Below are 13,449 nucleotides of genomic sequence, written 5' to 3'. Positions count from 1 at the left end.
CCCGCTACTTGGTGAGCAGCCGGAAGTCGGCGATGCCACGCAAGACGTTGCCGTAGCCCTCGGTGGCGTACAGCGTGGGGCTCAGCGCGTCGGACCGGTAGCCGATGAGCGCGGGCCTGGTCACCAGCGGGATCATCTGCGCGTCCGTGTCGACGGCGTCGCACAGCTGCTGCAGCGCGGTGTCGCGTTCCGGCCCGGCCGGTGTGGCGATGGCCTTGTCGATCGCGGTGTTCAGCTCCGCGTTCGGCTCCATGAAGCCGACGTTGAACCCGGCCTGCTCGGGGTTCCACCACTTGCCGACCATCGCGGCGTCGGCGTACCCGGCGAACCACGAGAGCGCGGCGTCGAACGTCGCGGGCACCTCGCCGTAGACCTTGCCCGACCAGCTGCCCTCGTCGAGCTGCTCGATGTTCACCGTGATGCCGATGCGCTGCAGGTTCTGCTGGATCACCTGCGCGACCGCCGGCGCGGGTGCGGTGGAGTAGGCCGCGAGCTCGAAGGTCAGGTTCTCGGCCCCGGCCTCCCTGAGCAACTGCCGCGCGCGGTCGAGGCCGGCCTTCGCGGAGGGCACCTGCGCGGGGTCGCACGAGCCGGGCAGCCCGGCCGGGGTGACGCCCGTGGGCTTGCCGAGGCCGCCGAGCGCGGAGTCGGCGATCGCCCTGCGGTCCATCGCGATGTTGATCGCCTGCCGCACGCGCGGGTCGTCGAACTTCCCGCCCGGCGCGTTGCTGTTGAGCATCAGGTAGTAGAAGTCGGTGGTGGCCTGGGTGCCCACGGCCGTGCCTCGGACGCCGTTCAGCAGTTCCGGCGCGTCGACGTTGCCGAGCATCACCAGGTCGGCGCTGCCGTTCTGGAGCGCGGCCATCCTGGCCTGCTCCTGCCCCGCGATGGCGATGTTGACGGTGTCGGCCGACGGCTTGCCCTGCGCCCAGTAGCCGTCGCGGCGCGTGAACTGCCACGAGACGTCCTGCCGGTGGGACTTCACCACGAACGGCCCGGTGCCGAGCATCTCCCTGGTGATGTCCACGGAGCCGTCCTCGATCTCCTTGATCGGCAGCACGGCGGCGGGGACGTTCGCGAGCGAGGCGAGGAACGGCTGGTACGGGCTGGACAGTGTCACCGAGACGGTGCGGTCGTCGACTTTGGACACCTTCTCGACGGGGCCGATCTGGGTCTTCCACACGCCCTGGCCCGCGAGCAGGCGCTCGAAGCTGCCCACGACGTCGTCGGCGGTCATCGCCCTGCCGTTCGAGAACGTGACGCCCTTCCGCAGGTGGAAGACGTACTCGGTGGGGCTCGGGTTGTCCCAGCTCTCCGCGAGCCCGGGCTCGATGGAGAAGTCGGGGCCGACCGTCACGAGCGTCTCGTAGACGAGCGACATCAGCTGCCACGACGTCGCGACGTCGGCGAGCTGCGGGTCCAGCCCGGTCGCGGCGCCGTTGTCGACGGTCATCTGCAGGTCGAGCGTGCCGCCCGAGGTGACGGCCTCGTCGGCGACCGCGAGGTAACCGGGCACCTCGGACGTCGGGGCGTTGTCGCTGACGGGCGCCGCGGAACAGCTCGAGAGCACGGCGGTCGCCGCGACGGCGCACAAGATTCTGGGGATCCGCATTGGACCTCTGCTTTCCGGCGGTGACGTGGCGTGATCGCGGTACAGTGCCGCCCTGGTGATGCCGGAACGTTCCGACATGGGCAGAGATTAAACGGTGGCAGCCCCTTCCCCGTCAACCCCTGTTTACCGATCATTGACCGGCGAGGCTGTGGCGGCTAGCCTTCCGATCCGATGCCGGAACGTTCCGGCATTCGATTGAGATCCCAGGAGAGTCACGTGACGGAACCACACCCGCTCGCGCCGCTGACCGCGGACGAGATCACGGACGTGCGCAAGATCCTCGAAGCAGGCGACGTGCTGCGGGAGACGACGCGGTTCTCCTATGTCGGCCTCGCCGAGCCCGCGAAGTCCGCCGTCGCCCGGTACGAAAAGGACGGCACCGGAGCCGAGCGTGTTGCCAGGGTGTTACTGCTGGATGTCGCCGACGGTGCGGCCGAGGACGTACGGGTGTGCCTGACCGACCGCACCGTGCGCATCCGCACACCCGTCAGCGGTGAACACGGCCAGCTTCCGGTGCTCGCCGAGGAACACGACGTGGTCCGCGAGATCATGGCCGCCGACGAGGGCTGGCGCGCCGCGCTGCGCAAGCGCGGCATCGAGGATCCCGCGCACGTGTACCTCGCCGCGCTCTCGGCCGGCCGCTTCGAGTCCATTGCGGACGGCGGGCGACGGCTCGTGCGGGTGCTCGCCCACTGGCGGCCCGATCCATCCACAATGGTCTGGGCACACCCCGTGGACGGGCTCGTCGCCTACGTCGACCTCATCGCGCGCGAGGTGATGGAGATCGTCGACACCGGGGCGGTGCCGATCCCGCAGGAGTCCGGCGACTACGACGACCCCGCCGTGTCCGGACCGCCGAGGACCACCCAGCGGCCCATCGAGATCACCCAGCCGGAAGGCCCGAGCTTCACGCTGGAGGACGGCGTGCTGCGCTGGGAGAACTGGCAGGTCCGGCTCGGCTACGACATGCGAGAGGGCCTCGTGCTGCACCAGCTCGGCTTCACCGACGGCGGCGAGCTGCGGCCCATCGTCTACCGCGCCTCGGTGGCCGAGATGGTGGTGCCCTACGCCGATCCCGGCCCGATCCGCTTCTGGCAGAACTACTTCGACACCGGCGAGTACCAGCTCGGCAGGCTCGCCAACTCGCTGGAGCTCGGCTGCGACTGCCTCGGCGACATCACCTACGTCGACGCCGTCGTGGCCGACGGCAGCGGCGAGCCCACGACGATCACCAACGCGATCTGCATCCACGAGGAGGACGCCGGCGTGCTGTGGAAGCACACCGACCCGGCCAACGGCAGCAGGCAGACCCGCCGGCAGCGCAGGCTCGTGGTGTCGTTCTTCGTCACCGTCGGCAACTACGACTACGGCTTCTACTGGTACCTCTACGTCGACGGCACGATCGAGCTGGAGTGCAAGGCCACCGGCATCGTGTTCACCGCCCACTACGACGAGCGGATCGCGCCGTACGCCTCGCAGGTCGCGCCCGGCCTCGCGGCGCCGTACCACCAGCACCTGTTCAACGTGCGGCTCGACATGTCCGTCGACGGCGACGTCAACGCCGTCGAGGAGGTGGAGGTCGCGCGGGTGCCGATGGGCGAGGGCAACCCGTTCGGCAACGCGTTCACGCGCTCCGCGCGCAGGCTCACCAGCGAACGCGAGGCGCAGCGGGTGGCGGCGCCGGAACGCGGGCGCGTGTGGCACATCGTGAACCCGAGGCGCCGCAACCGCCTCGGCGAGGAGACCGGCTACGTGCTCACCCCTCAGGGCCTGCCGACGCTGCTGGCCGACGAGGAGTCGGCGATCCACGGGCGCGCGACGTTCGCGACCAAGCACCTGTGGGTCACCCGCTACGACGAGGACGAGCGCTTCCCCGCAGGCGACCTGGTGAACCAGAGCCCGGCCGGCCTCGGCCTGCCCGAGTACACGAAGGCCGACCGCGACCTCGACGGCGCCGACCTGGTGGTGTGGCACACCTTCGGCCTCACCCACTTCCCGCGGCTGGAGGACTGGCCGGTGATGCCGGTGGACCGCTGCGGCTTCACACTCAAGCCCGCGGGGTTCTTCGACCGCAACCCCACGCTCGACGTGCCCGCACCGGGTGGCTCCCATTGCGGGAGTCACTGCCACGGCGACGGAGCGTGAGATGCACGAGTTCGCGCGGTACTCCGCACCGTCCACAGCGGACGAGATCGAGCTGGTGCGGCACAACCCCTTCGCGCTGGTGGTGAGCGCGGCCGGTGCGGGCGCACCGGCCGCCACCCACCTGCCGGTGATCTTTCCGCAGCGACAGGAACCGCCCGCGGCGTGGGAGGGCGTGACACTGCTCGGCCACCTGGCGAGGGCCAACCCGCAGTGGCGCGACCTGGCGGGGCGGGAGGTGCTCCTCGTGTTCTCGGGCCCGGACGGCTACGTCTCCCCGAGCGCCTACGGCTACACCCCGGCGGTACCGACGTGGAACTACGCGGCCGTGCACCTCACCGGCACCGCGGAGCTCGTCCAGGACACCGCCGGGACGCTCGACGTGGTGGAGCAGACGGTGCTGGCACTGGAGTCGCAGCGGGACCCGGCCTGGGACATGGCTTCGTCACGCGAGAAGTTCGCCTCGCTCGTCGAACACGTCGTGGCGTTCAGGGTACGGGTGAGGACGGCGCGCAGCGTGTTCAAGCTGAGCCAGGACATGCCCGCCGCCGTGCGGGAACGCGTTCGCGCAGACGTCACACGAACGGCCGCGAGCGGCCCGGCACTGGCGAAGCTGATGCGGCGCCACGGCTAGGAAGCGACGTACTCGCGCATGCGGGCGGCCAGCTCGGCCCGGTTCCTCGGCATCGGCACGACGGGCCGCACAGGCTCAGCGCGCCGCCCGGCCAGCACGTCGCCGACGAAGGCCGCCACCACGCGCGGGGCCGGAACCAGGTCCCCACCGAGCCCGGCCAGCACGACACTGGGCTCGGCAGGCCGGGTCTCGACGGAGAGGCTCCACCCGCGCAGCTCGCTCCAGAGCAGCATCAGGTCCTGGCCCGGCCACCGCGCGCTCCGCCGCGTGAGCGCGACGTAGGCGGTCGCCGTGTCGCTGACCTCGAAGATGACACCGTCCGCCGGAACACCGAGCGCACCCGCCACCGCCGAAAGGTAACCGGAGAGCTCGTCCGCGAACGCGCTCACGCCGTCGGCGACGGACTGGGTATCGGACGCTCTGCGCGTGCGGGCCCCGTCGGTGCCGCTCAGGCCCAGCATGGCGAGCAGCTCCCGGCAGTCCTCGGCGTCCACGGCGTGCCCCGCCACGGTGAGCGCCGCCTGGACCTGCGACGCGGTGTCCGCATGGACCGCCGCGGCCCTGGCCCGCTCGAACTCACCGTGTGCCTGTGGCCGACCCGACCTCGGCTGGTTCATCCGAACTCGTCTCCCCTCGGTCGTCGTGCGCGCCGGACGGCGATACCGGACCGCGGTTCACCCCAGCCTACGGCCTGGGAGCGCGCCCGTCTCCGTCCCGATGCGGGGCGGCTACCGGAGCGATCCCGGATAGCGTACTGTTGCCAGCGACGTCGATGCCGGTCCGGAACATTTCGGCCGGGTTCGGTGTTGACTCACTAGTCGCAAGTTTTGCGTTGTTCGTGTTCCTCCACGCTCCGCGGAATTTCGGTGCGGGCGTGTCGCGTGTCTTGCCATGAGCTGGAGCGGTGGCCGGCCACCACCTGCGACTCCCCGGCCTCGCACGGTGCGAGCGCCGGTACACCAGCTCCTGGAAGGGGACATCATGGCAGAGGGAACCGTGAAGTGGTTCAACGGCGAGAAGGGCTTCGGCTTCATCGCGGTCGACGGCGGAGGCGCTGACGTCTTCGTGCACTACTCCGAGATCGACGGCCGCGGCTTCCGTGAGCTGCAGGAAGGCCAGCGCGTGGCCTTCGAGGTCGGCCAGGGCGCCAAGGGCCCGCAGGCCACCGGGGTTCGCGCTCTCTGAGCACATCACCCGAGGGCTCGCCGCCGGGCCTACCCGGCGGCGAGCTCCACCCCCGGTCAGAGTTCCTGGTGCGGCTGATCTTTCCCGCGGCGAGTTCCGTGGCCGACGCACCACTCCCGACCGGACGCCGAACCGCGTCCGCCCCGCCGGGTTCCTCCCGGTGGCCGCTGCCGACCGCGGTGTCGTCACATTTCTTCTCCGGCGCACGGGCCGGTTTCCCGCGCTGGACCACCTGCCACGCCTTCCCGTCGTGCGCACCTGTCGAGCGCGGACGGTGCTCCTCGCGAGCCACCCGACCCCCGCAGGCACCGGCTTGGCCGGCTACCACGTCTTTCCCGGATCGCGCGGCTTTCTCCGGCGAACGGGCATCTTCGCCACACCGTCAGGGCGCCACTGCGTGCCACGACCAGACACTGAGGAGGCTTCAGTGAGCTCAGCATCGTTGCCCCACATCGAACCGGTGGTGTTCAGCCACACGCCGCAGGAGCGGCCCGTCGACTATCACCAGCTCGCCCCGGAACGGCCGGAGGTGAACGGTGACCGGCGCTCGCTCTTCCGCGCCCCGCCGGCCAGCGCGCGCAGCGAACAGGACGACGAGCCCGCACGGCGGCCCGACCACCATCGGGACAACGGCCGCAGGCGAACGCAGCGACAGCGTTCCTGATCGCACGGGAAATACTTGCCGGAACCGGCAGCGCTTCCGAACGGGAGCGCGTAGTGTGTCCGGTATCGGGAACGTTTCTCGCCCAGCGTGCGAAGCCACCCCGTTCCCGAGGTAACCAGTCGGCCGTCATTCGGCCGGGACGGCGCCTACCACGACGCCGGGTCCACGTACAGCCATCGCCACCCCAACGGCCTTTCCGGCCACCGAGGCAGCCTCAGCTGAGTTCCGCTCACAGCGGCCAGGGCTCGGGCTTCCCCACAGGGGGACCGCCGATGACGTTCGCGATCCGACGACGGGCGTTGTCAGCCGGGTCGCCGGTGCGCCTTGCGGCGCCGGCCACCCGGCCTGGCGACCATCCACTGCGGACGGCCCCTGACCAACGTGCCCCCGAGGGCACTTAAGTTGCGTTCAATGCGACCAAAGTGCCATTGGAGACCGTTTCCTCAGCGCAACGCGGTCGCCGCGGCGGCGCGCACGGCGGCGGTCACCGCGTCGAGGCTCACCGAACGGAGCCGCCACTGCTGCCAGTGGAGACGAACGTCGATGTGACCGCGCGGGTCGAGGTCGGTGAACTCGCCCCCGGCCGCCTGCGCGGTCTGCAGGTCCGGCAGCATGCCCCAGCCCAGACCGAGCCGCACCGCCTCGTAGAAGTCGGTGGAGCCGGGCACGAAGTGCCTCGGCGGATCCAGCCGCCTGCGCGTGCGGCGGCGCAGGTACTTGTGCTGCAGGTCGTCGTCGCGGTCGAACACCACCACGGGTGCGTGCGCCAGCTCGGCCGGTGTCGCCCCGTCGGGGAACCAACGCCGCGCGAACGCGGGCGAGGCCATCGGCCGGTAGCGCATGCTGCCCAGCCGCTCGATCACGCATCCCGGCACCGGTTCCGCCGACGCCGTGACGGCCGCCATCACCGCGCCCTGCCGCAGCAGGTCGGCCGTGCGGTCCTGGTCGCTGCGGTGCAGGTCGAACACGAGCGAACCGCCGAGCGTGGCGAGCGCGGGCAGGAACCACGTCGCCATGCTGTCGGCGTTCACGGCGAGCGGGATCACCTGCGGTCCGGACGGCACGTCCTCGTCACCGAGCTCACGCGCGACGTCGTCGGTCACCGCCTGGATCTGCCGGGCCAGCCGCAGCAACGTCTCCCCCGACGGCGTGGGACGCACCGGTTTCGTCCGGGTCAGCAACACGCGGCCCACCGCGGTCTCCAGCGCCTTCACGCGCTGGCTCACCGCGGACGGCGTGACGTGCAGCGTGCGGGCCGCCGCGTCGAACGTGCCCTCCGACACGGCCGCCGAAAGCGCCCTCAGCTGGGCGGGATCCAGATGCATCATCAGCAACTCTAATGGTGCTGAAGAATCATTAGCTGGAAGCCACGACGGGGGCGACCTAGCTTCGAGGTGTGCTCGTCTCCGCCGCCGTGACCACCGCCGTCACGGGTCTCGTCTTCAGTCTCTCCCTGATCGTCGTGATCGGGGCCCAGAACACCTTCGTTCTCCAGCAGGGCCTTCGCCGCGAACACGTGCTCACGGTCGTGGTGATCTGTGCTGTGTCCGACGTCGTGCTGATCGGCGCCGGGGTGGCGGGGGCGGGGTTGCTGCTGGAGGACAGGGCGTGGCTCATCCAGCTCGTCCGTATCGGCGGCGCCGCGTTCCTCTTCGGCTACGGCCTGCTCGCCGCGCGACGCGCGATGCGGCCGAACGCCCTGCGCACCGGGCCCGACGCCCCGGCCTCGTCGCGTACCGCCGTGGTCGGCACGTGCCTCGCGTTCACGTGGCTCAACCCCGGCGTCTACCTGGACACCGTGATCCTGCTCGGTTCGGTCGCCAACACGCAGTCCGCGTACCCGTGGTGGTTCGGCGTGGGCGCGGCGCTGGGCAGCGTTGTGTGGTTCCTCGCGCTCGGCTTCGGCGCCCGCCTGCTCGCACCGGTGTTCTCGCGGCCGACGGCGTGGCGTTTCCTCGACGCGTTCATCGCCGTGGTGATGGTGGCGGTCGGGTTGCGGGTCCTGCTCGGCTAACGACTCTGGTCGGTGACCAGCCGCACCGCGAGGCCACCGAAGATGGCGGCCGAGAGCCGGTCCAGCCACCGGCGCACGGCGGGGCGGCGCAGCAGCAGCGCGGAGAGCGCGCCCGTCGCGAGCCCCACGGACCCGTCGACCGTGAACCCGACGACGATGAACACCGCACCGAGTACGAGGAACTGCGCCCACACCGGCCACCCGCCGTCGGCCACCACGAACTGCGGGAAGAACGCGAGGTAGAACAGGATCACCTTGGGGTTGGCCAGGTTGGTCAGCACGGCCATCGCGTACGTCTTGCGCAGTGGGCGGCCCTTGGCCACCGCGTCGGCGGACTCGGTCAGCGGCTGCCGGGACGAGCGGATCGCCGACCACGCCAGGTACAACAGGAACGCCGCGCCGACGAGGCGCACGGCGTCGAGCACGGCGGGCGCCGCCTGCAGCAGCGCGCCCAGCCCCGCCGCCGCTGCCACGGTGTGCACGGCGAGTCCCGTGGACATCCCCAGTGCCGCGACCACGCCCGCACGCGGCCCGCGCGCGACCCCGTGGGCGATGATGAACATCATGTCCGGGCCGGGGACGAGGCTGATCACCGCGGCGGCCGCGACGAAGGCCAGCAACAACGAGACGTCCATCCGACCATCCAAACACCGGCGGCAACCGATTTTCTCCCCGCCGGCCTCAGACGTCGATCCCCGCCGCACACCACCAGCCGAGGTCCGTCCGCTCGCACAGCACGCTGCCCCGTGACACACCCTTGGGAATCGGGCCGGGCAGTACCACGGCCCCGGCGTCGACCAGCTCGCAGCGCACGCGCAGCCCGGTCTCGGTGCGCACCACCTCGGCCGTCGTGGCGATCGCGTTGTGCCTGGGCAGGAACGAGATCACGCGCCGCAGCACGGCATCGAGCAGCGCGCTCGGATTGTCGCCGCGCACGTCGAAACGCACCGTGGCCGACACCGGGGGACGGCCGGGGCCGAGGATGCTCTCCGCCAGCGCGCCGACGGCCCCCGCGAAGCACGCGTGCATCGTCGGGGCCCACGCCTCGATACGCAGGTCGGCGGCATGCAACGGGCGGCGGCGCCTGCGCTGTCGCGGCACGACGCGGCCCGGCTCGTGGGCCCTGCCGGTGTCGCGCGTGGTCACGCCCTCCAGCATGAGCGCCGAGCGCGGGCGGCGCACCACCCGCGCCGGGTGAGGTCACTGCCCGGCGACGGCGTCCACCCTCCCTTCGGCGATCGCGGCCACGAGCGCCGCGTGATCCCGCTCGTTCTGGTCGGCGTAGGCGGCGGCGAAGTCGGCGACGGCCTCGTCGAACGTGGCACCCGACCCGAGGTAGGCGCCGATGGCGACGGCGTCGCCGGTGCGCGCGTGCGCCCTCGCCAGCGTCCACGCGCACAACCTGCCGTAGACCCGCAGCACGGCGGGATTCATCGACTCCGTCTCGGCCGAGCCCTTCCAGTCCCGCAGCTGCCGGAGGTAGAAATCCCGCGTCCTGCCGTCGAAACCCTCGACCCTGACCCAGCCGAGGAAGATGTCGCTCACGGTCTGCATCAGGCGTTGCCCGACCACGACCCTGCGTCCCTCGTTGCCGAACCTGCTCGGCGCGGTGAACTCCGCGAGCACCGACGCACCCGACTCCTTCGCCTGCAGGAACAGCGGGTCGTGCTCGTCGTTGCCGAGCAGCAGCACCATCCAGCACCGGGTGCCGACGCTGCCGACACCGACGACCTTGCGGGCGATGTCGACCATGCGATAGCGGTCGAGCAGGGCGCGCCGTTCCGGCTCGAGCGTGGCCCGGTACGCCTTGACCACGCCGGTGAGCTGCCTGTGCACCTCCTCGCGGTCCTGCCCTTCGCCCGCCACGTCGTCGATCGGGACGATGAGCGGCGGGTCCGGGAGGATGCGCAGTCCGCCGTCCCGCGCTTCGGCGAATCGCCGCAGCGCACCGAGGTTGGTCCTGGTGCGCGCCTTGGCGACGTTGTGGGCGAGCTTGCGGCGACGCGCGGCACCGAGCCGGCCCGCGTACGCCGCGCGCACGGACTCGACGTCGGCGTGGGCGTACCAGACGTCGAGGGCGGTCGACGCGGCGAACTCGCGCATCGCCCGCCGGTACTCGGCGACGCAGGCGAGCACGACGGCGCGGCGGTCGCGCGGCGGGTGACCGTTGTCGCGCGCGGCGATCTCCAGGCTCGTGGCGAGGCGTTTGACGTCCCACTCCCACGGCCCCGGCAGCGTCTCGTCGAAGTCGTTGATGTCGAACACCAGGCGCCGCTCCGGCGAGGCGAACATGCCGAAGTTGAGCAGGTGCGCGTCACCGCACGCCTGCACGGTCAGCCCGGTGCGCGGGGTTGTGGCGAGGTCGGCGGCCATCGGCAGCGCCGCCCCCCGGAAGTAAGTGAACGGCGACACTGCCATGCGCCCGTACCGGATCGGCACCAGCTCGGGCACCCGCGTGGCGTCCTGGCGCGCCAGCAGGGCGAGCGGGTCAACGCGCACCGGGTCGCGGGTGAACTCGGCGTGGCTCGACCTCGGCGCCGCGGCGCGGGCGGCCTTGCCCTCGGCGGCCCGGTCGGCGCGGGTGGGCGCCTGCGGCGTGGGAGTGGTCGTGGTCGTCATCCCGGCATCGTCGCCCCTGGCGAGCGCGCACGCCTCACCCTTCGCGGGCGGTGCCCCGCGGCGCGGGCACGCCGAGACTGGGCGGATCAAGTCACCGGCGAACGGAGCCTCCAGTGTCGGACGTCGAAGTCAAGCGCACCGAATCGCTCACGCGCCAGGAAGCCGCGCGCAGGCTCGCCGCGCTGGCCGAGGCGATGGAGAACGGCGGCGGCCACGTCGAGCTCGCGCTCGGCGTGAGCAAGCTCAAGATCCACATCCCCGACGAGATCCGCTGCGAGATGGAGGTGGAGGTCGACGGCGACGAGGTGGAGCTGGAGGTGGAGCTCAAGTGGTCCACCGCCCCCGAGCCCGAGCACAAACCGGCTCGCGGCAGGGCCAAGAAGGCCGCACCGGCGAGCACGTGAGACCCGCTCAGCGGGCCAGCAGGATCCGCGCCAGCACGGTGACGAAGCCCCAGCCCTCCGGCAACGACGCGGAGGCGGTCCCGTGTGCGGTGCGCGGAACCCGGACGCGCAGTGCCCCCGGCAGCGAACGGAACACCAGCGGCGGGGCCAGGCGCACCGCCTCGCCGTCGATGCCGACGTCGACGAGCGGATCGGCGGAGCCGACCTCGAACCGGGGCACCGTCCACGCCCGGTAGCCGCGGAAGCCGCCGAGGCGCCCCGCGGCCTCGGCCGCGAGCAGCGCCGGAAGGTCACGCGCGCGGTCGACGGACAGCGTCACGACGCCGAGCACGCCCCCGTCGAGCCCGGCTCGGGTGCCGAAGCCGTCCAGCCGGTCGAGGCGGTAGGCACCGTTGGACACCAGCACGACGTCCGCGGCCGGGGCCCGCCGCCCGTCCGGCATCGTGAACCGCAGGTCGGGCGGCTCCTTGCCGGGCCCCATCAGGTCGGGCAACAGCCGCGCCGCGGTGCCGAGCTTGGCGGAGCGGTACTCACCGGAGCGCACCACGGCCGCGTACACGCCGAGCGAGGCGTTGTTGACGAACACGCGGTCGCCGATCAGCGCCAGATCGATCCGCCGCTCGACGGCGGCGCCGAAGGCGTCGAGCGCACCCGCCACGTCGTCGCGGTCGAGCCCGAGGTCGAGCGCGAAATGGTTGCGGGTGCCCGCGGGGACGCACACGAACGGCAGGCCGTGCCGCCGCGCGACGTCGGCGACGAGCGCCTGCGACCCGTCGCCGCCCGCCATGCCGAGCACGTCCGCGCCGTCACGAACCGCCTGCTCGGCGAGCTCCCTCAGGTCGTCGCTGCGCCGCAGGAGCACGGGCACGATCCCGCGTCGCCGCGCCTCGGCTTCGAGGGCGAACCGCGCGACCTTGCCGCCCCCGGACCACGGGTTCATCAGCAGCACCCCGTGCCGGGCCGGGGGCACGAGCAGGCCCCGGACACCGGCAGGCTCGATCGCGACCCGCGCGGCGGCCGTCGAGAGCACCGCGAGCCCGGCGACCACCACCAGCAGCGCGAACGACCACGCGTCCGGCAACAGCACCGCGGCGACCAGCGCGAGCACGGCGACGCACGCGGCCAGCACCCGGCCCGCTCCCCTGCGCACGAGCGCGGCCCAGGCGGCCATGACGGTGAGCGCGAACAGGGCGACCGCGGCCACGAGCTGCCACGGGTGGTCCAGCAGCGCGACGACCGGGAGCACCACGACGGCGACGAGGGCGAGCAGGGCGACCGCCGCCGCGATCCGCCTCCTCCAGGACGGCCGCCGAGCATCGCGCATCGCCGCTCGCCTCCTCGCCACCGCCCGTGACCGAACCCTGCCCGGTCAGGGGCCGAGCCGCCTCACCCGCGACGGACGAGCTTGGGCGCGGCGAGCAGCTCGGTGAGCAGCTCGGTGAGCCTGGCCGCGAGCCGGTGCCCCGGCGCGTGCCGAGACCGCCCGGCCTCAGCCTCAGGCGCGACGGGCGAGGAGGTGAGCGTGCGGGCTCTTCTCGTCCTCGTCCGGCTCCCGCAGGAAACGCGCGCGCACCTCGAACCCGGCCTCGCCGAGCAGCTCGGCGATCTGTTCGGGGCGCAGGCGCTGGAAGCCCAGCGACACGGGCCGGCCGAACGGGCGCTCCAGCAGCCGGACGTCGTCGCCGACCTGGAACGCCAGCAGCAGCTGCCCTCCCGGCGCGAGCACGCGGTGGAACTCGGCGAAGACCGAGGGCAGCCGCTCCAGCGGCGTGTGGATGAGCGAGTACATGGCGACGACACCGGCGAGCGAGCCGTCGGCGAGGTCCAGTTCGGTCATCGAGCCGACCTCGTAGCGCAGCCCCGGGTTCTCCGCACGGGCCACGGCGATCATCTCCGGGGAGAGGTCAAGGCCGAACACGTCGAGCCCGAGCCCATGCAGGTGTGCGGTGCTGCGACCGGGCCCGCAGCCGACGTCGGCGACCCGTCCCCCACCACCGGCGAGCACCAGTTCGGCGAACGCGTTGAGCATCGCCCTGAGGAAGGGCTTCGCCGCCAGCTCCTCCTTGAACATCGCGGCGTAGTCCACCGCGAGGGCGTCGTAGAAGGTCCTGGTCTGGTCGAGGTGGGAGGACTCGGTCATAGGGGCGACCCTAGCGTCGGCACGCTCCGGGACCG

Annotated in this window: 14 protein-coding genes; 6 read left to right on the top strand and 8 right to left on the bottom strand. The window is 72.0% G+C overall.

Going from position 1 to position 13,449, the window contains the following annotated elements:
• Positions 1–4: 4 nt before the first annotated feature.
• Positions 5–1,612, bottom strand: a complete 1,608-nt coding sequence (locus tag BA062_RS27905) for an ABC transporter substrate-binding protein (RefSeq protein WP_110341825.1) — start codon at positions 1,610–1,612, stop codon at positions 5–7.
• 171 nt (positions 1,613–1,783) lie between these two features.
• On the opposite strand from BA062_RS27905, the gene BA062_RS27900 reads away from it, so the two are divergent.
• Both BA062_RS27900 and BA062_RS27895 read left to right on the top strand, forming a co-directional pair.
• On the top strand, positions 1,784–3,757 hold the full coding sequence (locus BA062_RS27900) for a primary-amine oxidase (RefSeq protein WP_110341823.1): 1,974 nt from the start codon (positions 1,784–1,786) through the stop codon (positions 3,755–3,757).
• Between the two features lies 1 nt (position 3,758).
• Entirely contained in the window at positions 3,759–4,388 is a 630-nt protein-coding gene (locus tag BA062_RS27895; RefSeq protein ID WP_110341821.1) for an FMN-binding negative transcriptional regulator, read from the top strand.
• Here BA062_RS27895 and BA062_RS27890 read toward each other — a convergent pair.
• Positions 4,385–5,005, bottom strand: a complete 621-nt coding sequence (locus tag BA062_RS27890; protein WP_245960039.1) for a DUF6292 family protein — start codon at positions 5,003–5,005, stop codon at positions 4,385–4,387. The two genes, BA062_RS27895 and BA062_RS27890, sit on opposite strands and share 4 nt — an antisense overlap.
• A gap of 364 nt (positions 5,006–5,369) precedes the next feature.
• On the opposite strand from BA062_RS27890, the gene BA062_RS27885 reads away from it, so the two are divergent.
• Positions 5,370–5,573, top strand: coding sequence for a cold-shock protein (locus tag BA062_RS27885; protein WP_110341819.1), 204 nt, complete (start codon positions 5,370–5,372; stop codon positions 5,571–5,573).
• A gap of 427 nt (positions 5,574–6,000) precedes the next feature.
• The gene (locus tag BA062_RS27880; RefSeq protein WP_146240099.1) at positions 6,001–6,237 is read left to right on the top strand and encodes a hypothetical protein; all 237 of its coding nucleotides are present in this window, start codon (positions 6,001–6,003) and stop codon (positions 6,235–6,237) included.
• 443 nt (positions 6,238–6,680) lie between these two features.
• Here BA062_RS27880 and BA062_RS27875 read toward each other — a convergent pair whose 3' ends face one another.
• A complete protein-coding gene (locus BA062_RS27875) occupies positions 6,681–7,565 on the bottom strand; it encodes a LysR family transcriptional regulator ArgP (RefSeq protein ID WP_210407019.1) in 885 nt (294 codons plus the stop codon).
• 68 nt (positions 7,566–7,633) lie between these two features.
• On the opposite strand from BA062_RS27875, the gene BA062_RS27870 reads away from it, so the two are divergent.
• Positions 7,634–8,251 carry a LysE/ArgO family amino acid transporter gene (locus BA062_RS27870; protein WP_245960038.1) on the top strand — a complete coding sequence of 206 codons (618 nt, stop codon included), beginning with the start codon at positions 7,634–7,636 and terminating at the stop codon, positions 8,249–8,251.
• Here the strand turns inward: BA062_RS27870 and BA062_RS27865 are convergent.
• From BA062_RS27865 to BA062_RS27855, 3 genes are read right to left on the bottom strand one after another with little or no spacing between them, the layout of a single operon-like run.
• A complete protein-coding gene (locus BA062_RS27865; protein WP_110341815.1) occupies positions 8,248–8,886 on the bottom strand; it encodes a LysE family translocator in 639 nt (212 codons plus the stop codon). The genes BA062_RS27870 and BA062_RS27865 overlap by 4 nt on opposite strands.
• Before the next feature lie 46 nt (positions 8,887–8,932).
• Positions 8,933–9,397 (bottom strand): archease, encoded by a 465-nt coding sequence (locus BA062_RS27860; protein WP_168214120.1) that lies wholly within the window; start codon positions 9,395–9,397, stop codon positions 8,933–8,935.
• Between the two features lie 54 nt (positions 9,398–9,451).
• Positions 9,452–10,870 (bottom strand): DUF2252 domain-containing protein, encoded by a 1,419-nt coding sequence (locus tag BA062_RS27855; RefSeq protein WP_110341811.1) that lies wholly within the window; start codon positions 10,868–10,870, stop codon positions 9,452–9,454.
• Between the two features lie 113 nt (positions 10,871–10,983).
• On the opposite strand from BA062_RS27855, the gene BA062_RS27850 reads away from it, so the two are divergent.
• Positions 10,984–11,274: an amphi-Trp domain-containing protein gene (locus BA062_RS27850; protein ID WP_168214119.1), complete on the top strand. Its 291-nt coding sequence runs from the start codon at positions 10,984–10,986 to the stop codon at positions 11,272–11,274.
• 7 nt (positions 11,275–11,281) lie between these two features.
• On the opposite strand, the gene BA062_RS27845 is transcribed toward BA062_RS27850, so the two are convergent.
• Both BA062_RS27845 and BA062_RS27840 read right to left on the bottom strand, forming a co-directional pair.
• Positions 11,282–12,598 (bottom strand): diacylglycerol/lipid kinase family protein, encoded by a 1,317-nt coding sequence (locus BA062_RS27845; RefSeq protein WP_110341807.1) that lies wholly within the window; start codon positions 12,596–12,598, stop codon positions 11,282–11,284.
• A gap of 171 nt (positions 12,599–12,769) precedes the next feature.
• Positions 12,770–13,414: a class I SAM-dependent DNA methyltransferase gene (locus BA062_RS27840; protein ID WP_110341805.1), complete on the bottom strand. Its 645-nt coding sequence runs from the start codon at positions 13,412–13,414 to the stop codon at positions 12,770–12,772.
• Positions 13,415–13,449 lie beyond the last annotated feature (35 nt).

The organism is Prauserella flavalba, assembly GCF_003202235.1.
GTDB lineage: Bacteria > Actinomycetota > Actinomycetes > Mycobacteriales > Pseudonocardiaceae > Prauserella_A > Prauserella_A flavalba.
This window is presented reverse-complemented; position numbering and strand designations above follow the sequence as displayed.